The organism is Mesorhizobium wenxiniae (assembly GCF_002284535.1).
Classification (GTDB): Bacteria; Pseudomonadota; Alphaproteobacteria; order Rhizobiales; family Rhizobiaceae; genus Mesorhizobium; species Mesorhizobium wenxiniae.
Genome location: NZ_NPKH01000027.1, coordinates 181,978 through 196,859 on the forward strand (window position 1 = coordinate 181,978; position 14,882 = coordinate 196,859).

8 protein-coding genes and 1 pseudogene are annotated in these 14,882 nt (G+C 63.4%); 3 read left to right on the forward strand and 6 right to left on the reverse strand.

Going from position 1 to position 14,882, the window contains the following annotated elements; all coding sequences use genetic code 11:
* Positions 1-124: 124 nt before the first annotated feature.
* Both mfd and CIT31_RS22935 read right to left on the reverse strand, forming a co-directional pair.
* Positions 125-3,622, reverse strand: a complete 3,498-nt coding sequence (mfd, locus tag CIT31_RS22930; RefSeq protein ID WP_095520490.1) for a transcription-repair coupling factor — start codon at positions 3,620-3,622, stop codon at positions 125-127.
* 12 nt (positions 3,623-3,634) lie between these two features.
* Entirely contained in the window at positions 3,635-3,922 is a 288-nt protein-coding gene (locus CIT31_RS22935) for an FAD assembly factor SdhE (RefSeq protein ID WP_029353000.1), read from the reverse strand.
* Between the two features lie 92 nt (positions 3,923-4,014).
* Here CIT31_RS22935 and recG point away from each other — a divergent pair, with 92 nt between their 5' ends.
* Positions 4,015-6,123 carry an ATP-dependent DNA helicase RecG gene (gene recG / locus CIT31_RS22940; protein WP_095520491.1) on the forward strand — a complete coding sequence of 703 codons (2,109 nt, stop codon included), beginning with the start codon at positions 4,015-4,017 and terminating at the stop codon, positions 6,121-6,123.
* Here recG and CIT31_RS22945 read toward each other — a convergent pair.
* The 4 genes from CIT31_RS22945 to CIT31_RS22960 all read right to left on the reverse strand — a co-directional run bounded on the left by CIT31_RS22945 (position 6,075) and on the right by CIT31_RS22960 (position 11,248).
* Entirely contained in the window at positions 6,075-6,833 is a 759-nt protein-coding gene (locus CIT31_RS22945) for a DUF502 domain-containing protein (protein ID WP_095520492.1), read from the reverse strand. The genes recG and CIT31_RS22945 overlap by 49 nt on opposite strands.
* An 80-nt stretch (positions 6,834-6,913) precedes the next feature.
* Positions 6,914-8,737, reverse strand: coding sequence for a glutamine--fructose-6-phosphate transaminase (isomerizing) (glmS, locus tag CIT31_RS22950; protein WP_095520493.1), 1,824 nt, complete (start codon positions 8,735-8,737; stop codon positions 6,914-6,916).
* Between the two features lie 233 nt (positions 8,738-8,970).
* Positions 8,971-10,332 (reverse strand): bifunctional UDP-N-acetylglucosamine diphosphorylase/glucosamine-1-phosphate N-acetyltransferase GlmU, encoded by a 1,362-nt coding sequence (glmU, locus tag CIT31_RS22955; RefSeq protein ID WP_095520494.1) that lies wholly within the window; start codon positions 10,330-10,332, stop codon positions 8,971-8,973.
* 169 nt (positions 10,333-10,501) lie between these two features.
* The gene (locus CIT31_RS22960) at positions 10,502-11,248 is read right to left on the reverse strand and encodes a cytochrome c biogenesis CcdA family protein (protein WP_095520495.1); all 747 of its coding nucleotides are present in this window, start codon (positions 11,246-11,248) and stop codon (positions 10,502-10,504) included.
* 174 nt (positions 11,249-11,422) lie between these two features.
* Between CIT31_RS22960 and CIT31_RS22965 the strand changes: the two are divergent.
* Together CIT31_RS22965 and topA are read left to right on the forward strand one after the other, a co-directional pair.
* A pseudogene (locus tag CIT31_RS22965) lies at positions 11,423-11,781 on the forward strand (COG4315 family predicted lipoprotein).
* Positions 11,782-12,233: 452 nt separating this feature from the next.
* Positions 12,234-14,876 carry a type I DNA topoisomerase gene (topA, locus tag CIT31_RS22970; RefSeq protein WP_095520496.1) on the forward strand — a complete coding sequence of 881 codons (2,643 nt, stop codon included), beginning with the start codon at positions 12,234-12,236 and terminating at the stop codon, positions 14,874-14,876.
* The last annotated feature ends 6 nt before the right edge of the window (positions 14,877-14,882 follow it).

Sequence of the window (14,882 nt, forward strand, 5' to 3'; positions counted from 1 at the left end):
TGGCTCGCGGCTCCATACACGAAGCCGATTTCCTATTCTAGACCGGATTTGGACGTGTGGCGAATGGCCGTGATGCGCCAGGAACTGCCGGCGTAGTCATTGGCCAAAGCACAGCAACGCCTTGCTAGGCAGCCTTCTCCACCAGCCGAGCCAATTGCGTCATGACGACCGCGGCCCCGGCCAGACGCTTTTCAGGTGTTGGCCAGTCACGGCTGAAGACGACACTCTGGTCGGGCCGGATCTTGGCCAGCGAACCCTGCTCGCCGATGAACGTGACCAGCCCGACAGGATTGGAAAACTCGCGCTTGCGGAAATGGATGACAACGCCTTTTGGTCCGGCATCGAGCTTCTCGACATTGGCCTTGCGGCAGAGCGCCTTGATGAAAACGATCTTCAGCAGATGCTTCACCTCCTCCGGCAGCGGGCCGAACCGATCGATCAGTTCTGCGCCAAAGGCATCGATCTCCTCAGTGTTTTCGAGGTCGCCGAGGCGGCGGTAGAGCGCCAGCCGTAGCTGCAGGTCCGGAACATAGCTTTCCGGGATCATCACCGCCGTGCCGACGGCGATCTGCGGCGACCAGCCGCCATCCTGAACCTCGCCGGAATCCTTCACCTCGGCGACAGCTTCCTCCAGCAGCTGCTGGTAGAGCTCGAAGCCGACCTCCTTGATATGGCCCGACTGCTCTTCGCCGAGAAGATTGCCGGCGCCTCTGATATCGAGATCGTGGCTGGCGAGCTGGAAACCAGCGCCCAGCGTGTCGAGCGATTGCAGCACCTTTAGCCGGCGCTCGGCGGTGTCGGTCAGCTTGCGGTTGGCCGGCAGCGTGAACAGCGCATAGGCGCGCACCTTCGAGCGGCCGACGCGGCCGCGCAGCTGGTAGAGCTGCGACAGACCGAACATGTCGGCGCGATGCACGATCAGCGTGTTGGCGGTCGGGATATCGAGGCCGGATTCGACAATGGTGGTCGACAGCAGCACATCGTACTGGCCGTCGTAGAAGGCATTCATGATGTCGTCCAGCTCGCCGGGCGGCATCTGGCCGTGAGCGACGGCCACTTTCAGCTCGGGCACGGATTCACGCAGGAAATCATGGATTTCCGCCAGATCGCTGATGCGCGGCACGACGTAGAAGGAATGACCGCCGCGGTAGCGTTCCCGGAGCAGGGTTTCGCGGATGACCAGCGGGTCGAAGGGCGAGATGAAGGTGCGCACCGCCAGGCGGTCGACCGGCGGCGTGGCGATCAGCGACAGTTCGCGCACGCCGGTCAGCGCCAGTTGCAGCGTGCGCGGGATCGGCGTTGCCGACAGCGTCAGCACATGCACGTCGCTCTTCAGGTCCTTCAGCCGTTCCTTGTGCTTGACGCCAAAATGCTGTTCCTCGTCGATGATCAACAGGCCAAGATTCTTGAACGAAATCGAGGCGCCGAGCAGCGCATGAGTGCCGACGACGATGTCGACCGTGCCTTCGGCGATGCCCTTCTTGGTCTCGGCCAGATCCTTGGCGCCAACCAGCCGCGAGGCCTGAGCGACGCGGATCGGCAGGCCGGAGAAACGCTGCGAAAAGGTCTTGAAATGCTGGCGCGAGAGAAGCGTCGTCGGCACCACCACCGCGACCTGAAACCCTTCCATCGCCGCGATGAAGGCGGCGCGAAGCGCAACTTCCGTCTTGCCGAAGCCGACGTCGCCGCAGATCAGCCGGTCCATCGGCTTTCCAGCGCCCAGATCGCCCATGACCGAATCGATCGCCGTCTGCTGGTCGTCGGTTTCCTCATAGGGAAACCGCGCGGAGAATTCACCATAGAGACCTTCCGCCGGCACCAGCGAAGGAGCGGCGCGCATCTGCCGCTCCGCGGCGATGCGGATCAACTGGCCGGCCATGTCGAGCAGCCGCCGCTTCAGCCGCGCCTTGCGCGATTGCCAGGCGCCGCCACCAAGCTTGTCCAATGTCGCTTCGGCCGAATCCGAGCCATAGCGTGACAGCAGTTCGATGTTCTCAACCGGCAGAAACAGCCGGTCGTCGCCGGCATAATGGATTTCTAGGCAATCATGCGGCGCACCGACCGCCTCGATAGTGCGCAGCCCGATGAAGCGGCCAATGCCGTGGTCGGTGTGGACGACAATGTCGCCGGAGGACAACGCCGAGGCTTCGGCGATGAAGTCCGAAGCGCGTTTCTTGCGCTTCGAGCGACGGATCAGCCGGTCACCCAGAATGTCCTGCTCGGCGACGACGACCAGTTTCTCGGTCTCGAAGCCGGATTCGAGCGGCAGCACGGCAAGTGCCGCCTGCCCTGGTTCGAGCTTTTCCGCCTCGGCCAGCGTGGCCACCGGCTTGAGATTGCCGAGATGATGTTCAGCCAGGATCTGGCCGAGCCGGTCTAGCGAACCTTCTGTCCAGCCGGCGACGACGACGCGGCGGCGGGCGGCCCGCTCATCGGCAATGTGTTTTACGACGACGTCGAAGACGTTGATGGTGGGATCGGCGCGTTCCTCGACGAAGCTGCGGCCCTGCCGCGAGCCGGCATGGAAGATTTTCTTCGCGCCGGCATCGGGCGCATCGAAGGGCGTGAAGTCGACCGCTTCGCGCGGCCCAAGCGAGGCGATGAGGTTTTCGGGCGACAGATATAGCAGGTCCGGCGGCACCGGCTTGTACGGAACGGCGTCCTTCAGCGCGCCGTCCGCCTGCTTCCTGCGCGCCTCGTAGTGGTCCAGGATCAGCGTATGACGTTCTGCCAGCGCCTCATGCGCCAGATGGTCGAACACGACAGGCGTGTCCGGCAGATAGTCGAACACCGTCTCCAGCCGCTCATAGAAGAACGGCAGCCAGTGCTCCATGCCGGCGAAACGCCGTCCCTCGCTGATCGCCGCATAGAGCCCGTCGTCGCGCGAAGGCGCGCCAAAGGCTTCGATGTAGCTGCGGCGGAAACGGCTGATGGTCTCCGGCGTCAGCGCCACTTCGCTCATCGCCTGCAGCGCCATCGACTTGCGCTGGCCGGTGGTGCGCTGAGTGGCGGCGTCGAAGACGCGGATTGATTCCAGCGTGTCGCCGAAGAAATCGAGCCTGAGCGCTTCCGTCCAGCCGGGTGCGAACAGGTCAAGAATGCCGCCGCGCACGGCAAACTCGCCGATGCCGCGGACGGTCGGCACCCGCTCGAAGCCTGACGTCTCCAGTCGCGACACCAGTGCATTCATGTCGATCTGGTTGCCGGGTTTGGCGTGGAAGGTCTGCGCCTCGATAAGGCTTGCCGGCGGAATGCGCTGCAGCAGCGCATTGGCGGTAGTCAGGATGACGGCGCGGTGCGGTTTTTTCACCAGCGCGATCATCGCGGTGAGCGCATCCAGACGCCGTGCGGCAGCATCCGCCCCGGGCGAGACGCGGTCGTAAGGCAGACAATCCCAGGCTGGCAGTTCGAGCACCGGCAGGCCTGGCGCGGCGAATGACAGCGCCTCAACGATCGAAGGCAGGCGCTGGCCGTCGCGCGCCACGAACAGCACCGGCTTGTCGGGCGCGATCTCGTGCGCGGCCTGCACCAGCGCAAAGGCTTCGTAGCCGTCGGCGACACCGTCGACGATGAACTGGCCGGCGCGGCCTTTCGGCAGGCCAATGGTGGGGATCAAGCTCATGAAATCACGTATTCAGAATGTCATCGCCTGGCGCGACGCCAAGATCTTTTGCAGGACGGCACACTCGATATCAGCCGGAACTGGGCGCTCGCCGGTGACCACGGGCAGGAATTCGGTGTCGGGAACGTCGAGGAGCCTCTCATATTGGTCGAGTTCGTCGCCGGTCAAGGCGCCGATCTCGGCGTCTGCGAAACTGCCGAGAATGAGGTCCATTTCGCGCATGCCGCGATGCCAGGACCGAAACAGAAGCTTGCGGCGGCGGGCGTCGAGCCCCTCGCTTGATCGTCCCGTTCCCGTCATCGTCCAGTATCCTTGCCTGAAGCGGGGCATATAGCGTGGATAGAAGGCGGTGTCAGCCTTGCGCTGCGGCTGTCGCGACATAAGCTGACATCATGCGTCCTTCCCTCCTCGATCCGCTGTTTGTCCCGATCACCTCGCTTGCCGGCGTCGGGCCGAAGGTCGGCGCACTGATCGAGAAAATCGTGCCGGCCGATCTCGGCGACCGAGCGGCGCGCGCCGGCGATCTTCTGTTCGTGCTGCCCCACACGGTGATCGACCGCCGCAACCGGCCGGGCATCGCCGGTTCGGCCGAAGGCGCGATCGTCACCCTCGAAGTACGCATCGACCGCCACCAGCCGCCGCCGCGCGGCAACAGATCGGTGCCGTACCGGGTGTACGCCCATGACGACACCGGCGAGATCGCGCTGACCTTCTTCCATGCACACGCCGCCTATCTCGAAAAGGCGATGCCCCAGGGCGAGCATGTCGTGGTCTCGGGTCGAATGGAATGGTTCAACGGCCGGCCGACCATGGTCCACCCAGACCACATCGCGCTGGCCAGTGAAGCGGAAAACCTGCCGCTGGTCGAGCCGGTCTATCCGCTCACCGCCGGGCTCTCGGGAAAAGTACTGCGCCGCGCAATCGGCCAAGCGCTCGCTCGCTTGCCGGTGCTGCCGGAATGGCAGGATGGCGAGTTTTTGCGCCGCCGCACCTTTCCTGCCTTCGGCGACGCGCTCGCCAGCATCCACAATCCCGCCGACCCGATCGACGTGTCCGTCGACGGCGCGGCTTGGCGGCGTCTCGCCTATGACGAGTTTCTGGCAGGCCAGGTGTCGCTGGCGCTGGTGCGCGCAAAAGTCCGCCGCTTGTCCGGACGACCGTTGGTCGGCGACGGCCGCGTCGTCGAAAACCTGCGCGCCGCCCTTCCCTATTCGCTGACTCCCAGCCAGGAATTCGCGTTGGCCGAAATCAACGCCGATCTCGCCGATCCCGAACGCATGCTGCGGCTTTTGCAGGGAGATGTCGGCTCCGGCAAGACGGTGGTCGCGCTACTCGCCATGGCGCGCGCCGTCGAGGCCGGCGGCCAGGCGGCTTTGATGGCGCCGACCGAAATCCTGGCGCGCCAGCATCTTGCGACGATTGCGCCTTTGGCGGAACAAGCCGGCCTGCGCATCGCCATCCTCACCGGCCGTGAAAAGGGCCGCGAGCGCACTGACACGCTGGCCGGTCTGGCCAATGGCGAGATCGACATCGTCGTCGGCACCCACGCCCTGTTCCAGGAAACGGTGACGTTCCACGACCTCGTCCTCGCCGTCATCGACGAGCAGCACCGCTTTGGCGTCCACCAGCGGCTTGCCATCACCGCCAAGGGCGATGCCCCCGACATGCTGGTGATGACGGCGACGCCGATCCCGCGCACGCTGGTGTTGACCGCTTTCGGCGACATGGACGTGTCGAAGCTGACCGAAAAACCGGCCGGTCGCCAGCCGATCCGCACCGTCACCCTGCCGCTCGAGCGGCTCGACGAACTGGTCGGCCGCATGCGCGACGCCGTCGCCGACGGCCAGAAGATCTACTGGATCTGCCCGCTGGTCGAGGAATCCGAAGAGATCAGGCTGATGTCGGCGGAGGACCGCTTTGCCTCGCTAAAGCCGCTGTTCGGCGACCGGATCGGCCTGGTGCACGGGCGCATGAAGGGCGCCGACAAGGACGAGGCGATGCGCGCCTTCAAGGCCGGCGAGACACGCATTCTGATCGCCACCACGGTCATCGAGGTCGGGGTCGATGTGCCGGATGCGACGATCATGGTCATCGAGCATGCCGAGCGCTTCGGCCTCGCCCAGTTGCACCAGTTGCGCGGCCGGGTCGGTCGCGGCGACAAACCGTCCTCCTGCGTGCTGCTCTACAAGGATCCGCTCGGCGAGACGGCAACGCGCCGGCTGTCGGTGATGCGCGAGACCGAGGACGGGTTCCGCATCGCCGAGGAGGACCTGAAGCTGCGTGGCGAAGGCGAGCTGCTGGGCACCCGCCAGTCCGGCACGCCGGGTTTCCAGGTGGCGCACATCGAAGCGCATGCCGACCTGCTCGAAGCCGCCCGCGACGACGCGCGGCTGATCCTGTCGCGCGATCCCGAGCTGCAATCCAAACGCGGCGCCGCCCTTCGCATGCTGCTTTATTTGTTCGGCCGCGACGAGGCGGTGCGGCTCTTGCGCGCCGGCTGAGGCTCGGCATCCACAGGCGGACTGCCGATCTGACCGCCGATCGATTTGCCGTTCAACGTCACCATTTTCGTCTTGACGGCCGGCGCCACCAAGCCTGCCGAAACGATCAACTTGGCGCCGTCCTCGACCGTCATGTCGAGCAGCACGATGTCGGATTTCGGCACATACATAAGAAAGCCCGTGGTCGGGTTGGGCGCGCACGGCATGAAAACCGCGATTAGCGGATCACCTTCCTGGTCGAGCTTCTGGTTGATTTCGGTTTCCTTGTCGCTGGCGACGAAGACCAGCGACCAGACGCCCTTGCGCGGATATTCGACCAGCCCGACCTGGCGAAACATGTCACCTTTGTTCGACAGCACGGTCTCGAAGATCTGTTTCAACGAGCCATAGATGCCGCGCACCAGCGGCATGCGGCCGAGCAGCCGTTCGCCGAACAAGACGATAGCGCGGCCGACTATATTGGCGGTCAAGAAACCGATCAGGGTGATCAGGATCAAGGCGACGATCAGGCCGAACCCCGGAACCGGCGCCGGCAGATAGCTATCGGGGTTGTAGCGCGCCGGAATATAGGGCTTCACCCAGGAATCGACCCAGCCGATGAAGGACCAGGCGATGTAAGCGGTGATCGCCAGCGGCGCGCAGACGACAAAGCCTGTCAGGAAGTAATTCCGCAGCCGGGTCATGCCTGAGGTCTTGGGCGCATCGGACATGGTTCACCGCAGCACTGATTGCGGCGCAACATTAATGAACCGCAATCCGCTTTGGAACCGCGAAATTTTTTAAACCACGCCTATTCCACAGTCACCGATTTCGCCAGGTTGCGCGGCTGGTCGACGTCGGTGCCCATGAACACGGCGGTGAAATAGGCCAGCATCTGGATCGGCAGCGCGTAGATGATCGGCGAGATGATTTCCGGCACGTCCGGCAGCACGATCGTCTCCATCGTCTTCACCGTGGCGTGTGCGGCACCCTTGCTGTCGGTGATCAGGATGATCTTGCCGCCGCGTGCCGCCACTTCCTGCATGTTCGATACGGTCTTTTCGAAGATGCGGTCATGCGGGGCGATGACGATGACAGGCATGTTCTCGTCGATAAGCGCGATCGGCCCGTGCTTCAGCTCACCGGCGGCGTAGCCCTCGGCATGGATATAGGAGATTTCCTTGAGCTTCAGCGCGCCTTCCATGGCCAGCGGGAAATTGGTGTCGCGGCCGAGATAGAGCACATTCTTATAGTGAGCGAGGTCGCGTGCGACCTTTTCGATCTGCCCGTCGAGCTTCAAGACCTGGTTGGCATAGCGCGGCGCTTCCGACAGTTGACGTACCAGCGTCGTTTCCTGCTCCCGCGAGATCGTTCCGCGCGCCACGCCGGCCCGCACGGCAAGCGAGGCCAGCACCGACAATTGACAGGTGAAGGCCTTGGTCGAGGCGACACCGATCTCCGGCCCGGCCAGCGTCGGCAGGATGACGTCGGACTCGCGCGCCATCGTCGATTCGCGGACATTGACGACCGCGCCGATCTTCATGCCCGCCTTGCGGCAATAGCGCAGCGAGGCCAACGTGTCGGCGGTCTCGCCCGATTGCGAGATGAAGAAGGCGGCGTCTGTCTTCGACAGCGGCATCTCGCGGTAGCGGAATTCCGAAGCGACATCGATGTCGACCGGCAGCCGCGCATAGCGCTCGAACCAGTATTTGCTGATCAGGCCGGCGAGATAGGCAGTGCCGCAGGCCGAGATCGCCAGCCGGTCGATTTTGGCGAAATCGAACGGCAGGTCGAGCGGCTTCGATACGCCGCCGACAAAATCCACATAATGCGCCAGCGTGTGCGAGATCACTTCGGGCTGTTCATGGATTTCCTTCTCCATGAAATGGCGCCGGTTGCCCTTGTCGACCATGAAGCTGGTGCTGAGCGACTGCTGGCGCTTGCGGTCGACCTTGTTGCCGTCCATGTCGAAGATGGCGACCTCGTTGCGGCGCACCACCGCCCAGTCGCCGTCCTCCAGATAGGTTATCGAATTGGTGAAGGGGGCAAGCGCGATGGCGTCGGAGCCTAGGAACATCTCCCCGTCGCCATGGCCGACGGCCAGCGGCGGGCCGTTGCGTGCCCCGACGATGAGGTCCTCGTCGCCCTTGAACATGATGGCCAGCGCAAAGGCGCCTTCCAGCCGCTTCAGCGCCTGGTGCGCGGCCTCGACCGGCTTCAGGCCCTTGGCCAATTCGCGCCCCACCAGATGTGCGACGACCTCGGTGTCGGTCTGTGATGAAAATGTGTAGCCGTCGCGCATCAGCTCGTCGCGCAATTCGGCGAAATTCTCGATGATGCCATTATGGACGATGGCGACGCCATCGGAAAAATGCGGATGCGCATTGGTCTCGTTGGGCACGCCATGCGTTGCCCAGCGCGTATGACCGATGCCGATCATACCATTGAGCGGTTCGTCCTTCAGCCGGCGCTCGAGATTGACCAGCTTGCCTTCTGCGCGACGGCGTCCGAGCTGGCCGTCCTCGACAGTGGCAACGCCGGCCGAATCGTAGCCGCGATACTCCAACCGTTTCAACGCGTCGACAATGAGCGGCGCGACCGGCGAATGACCAACAATTCCTACGATACCGCACATTGCCGTTTTCCCCGTTTCCCCGCAGAAACCCGGCGCTATTTAGGGATGGCCGGTCTGCCGCGAAAATCACATTGCATTTCGTTGCGTAGCAGCCGCAACGGTCTTGCACAGATGCACCATGACAGGGCGCTCTTGCAATCCGGTTACCGCAATCGCTCAGTTTCTCCGTACGGGCATCCTATCGCGCTCAGCGGTGCCTGAAATCCGTCAAAGACATGATGCAGTCGTCGCGGCTAGGCTTTTTTCCGGACCGCCGCGGCCGAAGCAAAACGCTCGCGCAATTCCTTGCCCTTGCCGGCAAGCGTCCTCTGGCGGGCGCGGCCAAAGGCCAGCGCATCGTCCGGGACACTTTCGGTGATCACGCTGCCCGAAGCGATGTAGCCGCCCTTGCCGATTGTAACAGGCGCCACCAGCGAGGAGTTCGAGCCGATAAAGGCGCCCTCGCCGATGTCGGTGAAGAACTTCGAGTAGCCGTCGTAGTTGCAGGTGATGGTGCCGGCGCCGATGTTGGCGCCGGCGCCGACGCGGGCATCGCCGATATAGGTCAGGTGATTGACCTTGGCCCCCTCCTCGATCGTCGCCTGCTTGACCTCGCAGAAATTGCCGACCTTGGCCTTTTGCTTGAGATCGGCGCCCGGCCGCAGCCGCGCGAACGGCCCGACGTCGCAATCGGAAGCGATCGTCGCGCCTTCAAGATGGCTGAAGGCATGGATCTTGGCGCCCGTCGCGATCTTCACGCCCGGTCCGAACCAGACATTGGGTTCGACGATCGTGTCGGCACCGATTTGGGTGTCGTATGAGAAGAACACGGTTTCTGGCGCAATCAATGTGACGCCGGAGAGCATCGCCTCGCGCCGCCGGCGCGTCTGCCAGATGCCTTCCGCCGCGGCGAGTTCGGCGCGGTTGTTGATGCCGAGCACATTCTCGAAGCCGGCTTCTGCGGCAACGACATCAAAACCCTGCCCGCCGGCGATCTCAACGATGTCGGTCAGGTAATATTCGCCCTTGGCGTTGTCGTTGCCGACCTGGTCGAGCAGCTGCAGCGCGTGCTTGCCGGCAACCGCCATCAGCCCGCCATTGCAGAAGGTGATTTTCTTCTCCTCGTCGGTGCAGTCCTTTTCCTCGCGGATGGCGATGAGCTTGCCGCCCTTTTCGATCAGCCGGCCATAGCCGGAAGGATTTGACGTGCGGAAGCCGACCACAACGATGGCAGCGCCTTCCGCCAGCTTCCGGCGCGCAACGGTCAGCACCTCCGGATCGATCAGCGGCGTATCGCCGAACATCACCAGGATGTCGTCGTAACCCTTTGATATCGCGTCGCGAGCAGCCAGAACAGCATGCGCCGTACCGAGCCGCTTGTCCTGTACGAAAGTCTCCGCCTTCGGCGCCAACTTTTGCGTGGCCTTGCGCATCTCGTCCGCGCCATGACCGATCACCAGCGCCAGATCACCGCTGCCTGCGGCTTCCGCAGCCCTCACGACATGGGCGACCATCGGCAAACCGGCGATCGGGTGCAGTACTTTTGGCACAGCGCTTTTCATGCGCGTGCCTTCGCCGGCGGCGAGGATGACGGACAGGCAGGTTCTCTGGCTCATGGAAGGGCAACCATATAAAAAGGGTTGGAAATCAAGGCATGTCTAGCACTGGCGCCATGCTGCACCAATGCGGTTAAATTCCGGTGAGGTGGTGGAGCAGCTGACTCCAGGTTAGCGGGTCCGCAATTCAATCCTGTGCGCGCAATTCCAGCTTATATGGGCAACAAGCCTATCCCAGCTGCCCCAGCATCGGGAAATTCTCCAGCAGCCAATAGGACGCTGCCTGCACCCCGCCGGTCAGGAAAAAGACGCCGGCGACGACCAGCAGCGCGCCCATCGCCTTTTCGACCCGGCCGAGATGGACGCGGAATTTCGAGAGAAAGCGCATGAAGGCGCCGGAAAACAGCGCCGCGATCAGGAACGGTATGCCGAGCCCGAGCGAATAGGCGGCGAGCAGAGCCGCGCCCTCGCCCACCGTCTCCCGGCCGCCGGCAAGCGTCAGGATCGGCCCCAGCACCGGTCCGATGCACGGCGTCCAGCCGAAGGCGAAGGCCAGTCCCATGACGTAGGCGGCAACGATACTGGCCGGCTTGCCCTGCGACTGGAAGCGCGCCTCACGCGACAGCAGCGGGATGCGCAATATGCCGAGGAAGTTCAACCCCATCAGGATGATGAGCACGCCGGCCGCCATGGCCAGCGGCTCCTGCCAGACGCGCAGCAGCCGTCCGATAGTCGAAGCGCCGGCGCCCAACGCCACGAACACGGTCGAGAATCCGAGAACGAAGGCAATCGAAGCATAAAGCAGCGCGGCGCGTGCGTCGGCCTTGGCCGCGACGCCGGCATTGCCGCGGAAATCATCGACCGACACGCCGGCCATGTAGCAGAGATAGGGCGGCACCAGCGGCAGCACGCAAGGCGACAGGAACGAGATCGCCCCCGCCCCGACCGCGCTGACATAGCCGATATCCAATGCCATTTCCCGAAACTCCAACTGTATCGGCGCCGATATAGCGGCGCACGGGTTTGTCCGCCAATCACCATTGCGTGGCAAGTTGCCGCCCTGCATCGACGAAGAAACGACACACCAGGCGCGTTGATGCAACGAGGCGGCGGCTTTCCGCGCGCTTCTCGATCATATCAGGGGGAACCCATGAAATCGATCACAGTTGGGCTGGCGGTGCTTTTACTCGGCACCGCCGCCTCCTATGCCGCCGAAGCATGGAAGGAAGCCGATGTAGGCGGCACCAAGATCTATACCGATGCCAACGGCATGACCCTTTACACCTACGACAAGGACGAGACGGCAAGTCGAACTGCTCCGACAAATGCGCCACCAATTGGCCGCCGCTGAAGACGGAGGCCGACGCCAAGGCCGAGGGCGAATGGACGATCGTCGACCGCACCGAGGGCACCAAGATGTGGGCCTATGAAGGCAAGCCGCTGTACATGTTCATCGAGGATAAGAAGGCTGGCGTCGGCGGCGTCTGGCACATAGCCAAAGCCGACTAGTCCCGAACCTGCATCCCGCCTTGACCGGCGCGAAATCGCTGACTGCCGCGTATCCCTGCAGGCCTTCCGGCGGCCAGCTTCTTGTACTGTCCCGATGGACATACGAGCCCCACTCGCCACGCCTGGCCCGCCCGCCAACAGAGCATCCTACCGAACGTCTCTTCAGCGGGGGCTGGCGCACGATCGATGTTTCTCTTATATCCGCGGAAGATTTTGTCCCGTTTCTCCCGGATCCATTGCCGGCTTGTCCAACGGTAGGGCAGCCGCTCCCCCTATCCGGGATTGCGGATATCACATGACGCACCCTTGGGCTGCGGGCTGAATGCAGGACTGCATTTTGGGCGCTTCCCCTTGACCGGATGCAAAAGCGCGGTCATGTGAGCGACAATTGTACGAGATTTCGTCGCGCGCAGCGGAATTCTTCTGCCGCACCACAGCTGATATGAGACCTCATGGACGTCGTCGTCGTCGAATCGCCGGCCAAAGCGAAGACAATCAACAAGTACCTCGGAAAGAACTATAAGGTCCTGGCCTCGTTCGGCCACGTCCGCGATCTGCCGGCCAAGGATGGCTCGGTGCGTCCGGACGAGGATTTTGCCATGTCCTGGGCTGTCGACACCGCCTCGAGCAAACGTCTTGCCGACATCGCCAAGGCGGTCAAGGACGCCGACGGCCTCATCCTCGCCACCGATCCGGATCGCGAGGGCGAAGCCATTTCCTGGCACGTTCTGGAAGTGCTGAAGCAGAAGCGCGCGCTGAAGGACAAGCCGGTCAGCCGCGTCGTCTTCAACGCCATCACCAAATCGTCGGTGCTGGAAGCTATGGCCACTCCGCGTCAGATCGATGCGCCGCTGGTCGACGCCTATCTCGCTCGCCGCGCGCTCGACTATCTCGTCGGCTTCACGCTGTCGCCCGTGCTGTGGCGCAAGCTGCCCGGCGCCCGTTCCGCCGGCCGCGTCCAGTCGGTGGCATTGCGCCTCGTCTGCGACCGCGAATTGGAGATCGAGCGCTTCATTCGCGAGGAATACTGGCAGATATCAGCTCTCCTCGGCACGCCGCGCAAGGAAAATTTCGAGGCGCGGCTGACCGCCTTCGACCGCAAGAAGCTGCAAAAGCTCGACATTTCGAACAAGGCGCAGGCCGACGATATCAAGGCGATGCTCGAAGGCGCGACCTTCAAGGCGCTGTCGGTCGAAGCCAAGCCGACCAAGCGCAATCCAGGTCCGCCCTTCACCACCTCGACGCTGCAGCAGGCCGCCTCCTCGCGTCTCGGCTTCTCGGCCAGCCGCACCATGCAGGTGGCGCAGCGGCTCTACGAAGGCATGGATATCGGCGGCGAGACTGCCGGCCTGATCACCTATATGCGCACCGACGGCGTGCAGATGGCGCCTGAAGCGATCTCGGCCGCCCGCGATGCCATTGCCAAGGAATTCGGCCCAAAATACCTGCCCGAAAAGTCACGCTACTACACCACCAAGGCCAAGAACGCCCAGGAAGCGCACGAAGCCATCCGCCCGACCGATTTCATGCGCACGCCGGCTTCGGTCAGGCAATATCTCGATGCCGACCAGGCCCGGCTCTACGAGATGGTGTGGAAACGCGCCATCGCCAGCCAGATGCAGCCGGCCGAGATCGAGCGCACCACGGTCGAGATCGAGGCGGTCAATGGCGCCCGCACGGCCGAGCTTCGCGCCGTCGGCTCGGTCGTTCGCTTCGACGGTTTCATTGCCGCCTATACCGAGCAGAAGGACGAGGATTCGGAAGACGAGGAAAACCGCCGTCTGCCCGAGATCCGTGCCGGCGAACAGCTCGACCGCGAGGCGATCAACGCCACCCAGCACACGACTGAGCCGCCGCCGCGCTATTCGGAGGCTTCGCTGATCAAGAAGCTGGAAGAGCTCGGCATCGGCCGGCCATCGACCTATACGGCGATCCTGAAGACGCTCGAGGACCGCGACTATGTCGCCATCGACAAGCGCAAGCTTGTACCGCAGGCCAAGGGGCGGCTGTTGTCGGCCTTCCTCGAAAGCTTCTTCGAGCGCTATGTCGAATATGATTTCACCGCCTCGCTCGAGGAAAAACTGGACGAAATCTCGGACGGCAAGCTCGCCTGGAAGGATGTGCTGCGCGATTTCTGGAAGGATTTTTCGGGCGCCGTCGCCGACATCAAGGAATTGCGCGTCACCGACGTGCTCGATGCATTGAACGAAGAACTGGCGCCGCTCGTGTTTCCCGCGCGGGAAGACGGTTCGAACCCCCGGATCTGCCCGAAATGCGGCACCGGCAACCTGTCGCTGAAGCTCGGCAAATTCGGCGCCTTTGTCGGCTGTTCGAACTATCCCGAATGCTCCTTCACCCGCCAGCTCGGCGACGCCGCCAATCCCAATGGCGAAAACGGCAATGGCGAGGACGGCACCAAGGTGCTTGGCAAGGACCCCTACACGGCGGAGGAAATCACGCTGCGCACCGGTCGTTTCGGCCCCTATATCCAGCGCGGCGACGGAAAGGAAGCCAAGCGCTCCAGCCTGCCCAAGGGCTGGACGGTCGATTCGATCGACCACGAAAAGGCACTCGCCTTGCTGTCGCTGCCGCGCGACGTCGGCAAGCATCCGGAATCCGGCAAGATGATCTCGGCCGGGCTGGGGCGCTACGGCCCGTTCGTGCTGCATGACGGCACCTACGCCAATCTCGACAATATCGAGGACGTGTTCTCGATCGGTCTCAACCGCGCCGTGTCTGTGATTGCCGAGAAGCAGTTGAAGGGCCCGGGCGGCCGCAATGGCGGCACGCCCGCCGCCTTGAAGGAGCTCGGCGAGCATCCGGCTGGCGGCGGTAAGATCGTCGTGCGTGACGGCAAATACGGGCCTTATGTTAATTTCGGCAAGGTCAACGCGACGCTGCCGAAGGGCAAGGACCCGCAGTCGGTGACGATCGAGGACGCGTTGGCGCTGATTGCCGAGAAGGAAGCCAAGGGCGGCAATGGCGGCAGAAAGCCCTTCCGCAAAGCGGCCGCACCTGCCAAAAAGCCTGCGGCGGCCAAAAAACCGGCGGCCCAAAAACCAGCGGCCAAGAAAGTGGCCAACAAAAAGGGATAGAGCATC